Annotated in this window: 2 protein-coding genes; one reads left to right on the plus strand and one right to left on the minus strand. The window is 45.6% G+C overall.

The window, feature by feature from the left end; genetic code table 11:
- Positions 1-704 (minus strand): hypothetical protein (locus Q0369_RS07915; RefSeq protein ID WP_298098349.1); only part of this gene is annotated, 704 nt, incomplete at its 3' end.
- Between the two features lie 305 nt (positions 705-1,009).
- On the opposite strand from Q0369_RS07915, the gene Q0369_RS07920 reads away from it, so the two are divergent.
- Positions 1,010-1,484, plus strand: a 475-nt coding sequence (locus tag Q0369_RS07920) for a hypothetical protein (RefSeq protein WP_298098352.1), incomplete at its 3' end; no start/stop codon positions are given.

The following is a 1,484-nucleotide window of genomic DNA, read 5'->3' on the forward strand; positions in this document are numbered from 1 at the left end:
CGCAGCCTGCGGCGGTCGTTGCGGCCGGGCGTGATCGCAAACCACAGCACGCGGTCGTTCAGATCCTTGCCGCGGATCAGCACGGTGTCGCGCAGCAAGATGTAGTGAAAGTCGCCGTTTAGCCGCCATGATGAGAGCGCCTTGGCTAAGAAAAAGACCACGATGCCCACGACCATGATCAAGAATGCCATTCCCACGCGCTCGCTCATGGCGATACCTACTAGCCATAGCACGATCATCGATCCGATCCCAAATTTAAAGAGTCGCTCGTGTTTTACGTAGCGGGAGTGGCTAAGCGCCGTGTAGCTGGTGCAGGTGCGCAAAAAGCCTGGAGTGAGCCTAATGTAGTCGATATTAAAGAGCAAAATTTCGCTCTTGCGCTCGTTTGAAACGAAGGTAATTGCGTGGTCGTTAAATTTAAACAGCCCGCCGCCGTCGCGTCCTTGATACCAAGCTACGCCGGCGATTATAAGTCCCAATAGCCCATTACTGTAACGCCCTCCTCCACGACTTTCTGCGAAAAAGAGCTTATCTAAATCAAGCCCGGTTAAAACGCCGTAAAAAAATATAAAAGCCATCATCGCAATTACGAAGATCACGATGAAGGAGTTGTCGTTTTTGACGCTAAATCCGCCTGCGCTCGTGGCTCGTGTGCTGCGGCTGCGAAGAGCGGCTTTGTAGTCTTTGGTGCTAAAAGTAGGCATAAAGCTTCCTTTCTTTCGGGCTTGCAAAACAGCTTGCGCACGCTTTTAAAGCCCGTTTAGAACGGCGTAATTTTATAAAATTTCAGATCAAATTCGGATTAAATTTTAAATTTGAAGAGGCTTTGAAATTTAAGCGGGTTTCAAATTTAAAGGATTTGAAATTTAGCCGTCTAACTACGCTTAAAATTTGCGCTTTCGCTCAAATTTATCAAAATTTAAACGCGCAGCGGCGCCGAAAGATCGTAAATTTAGCCCGGGCTAAACCCCATTTTTGTATAATCGCACAAAATTTTAAAGGAGAAAAAATGAAAAAAATTTTTGCTTTGCTTTTTGCGGCGCTATTTTTTATCGGTTGTGGGCAGTCTCAGCCGAAAGTACCGATCGCAAGCGCGTATAAATTCAAGGGCATTACCTACTACCACATCCAAAACCATAATCCGAAAAAATTTGTCTATCAATCGCCGGAAGCGGTCGAGAAAAAGTACAACGAGCAGCTTTTAGCGGCGTTAAAAGAGGCGAACCTGCTGGATCAAAACTCTACCGATGAGCTTAAAATTACAATAAAGCACCACAGGGGCTTTACGGGCGAAGCTACTCCGTTTCCTAGCGATAGAATCGGTGGCATAGAGTTTATCTATGAGGTTAAACTAGTAAGAAACGGCCAAATTTTAAGAAGCTACGTGCAAAATGACATCGAGCATTACGATCCGGGATTTTTCGGCAATATGAAAACCATAGCGTTGCAAAATACAGACGATAGCTATGAAAATGCCGCAATTA

The organism is uncultured Campylobacter sp. (assembly GCF_938030685.1).
GTDB lineage: Bacteria > Campylobacterota > Campylobacteria > Campylobacterales > Campylobacteraceae > Campylobacter_B.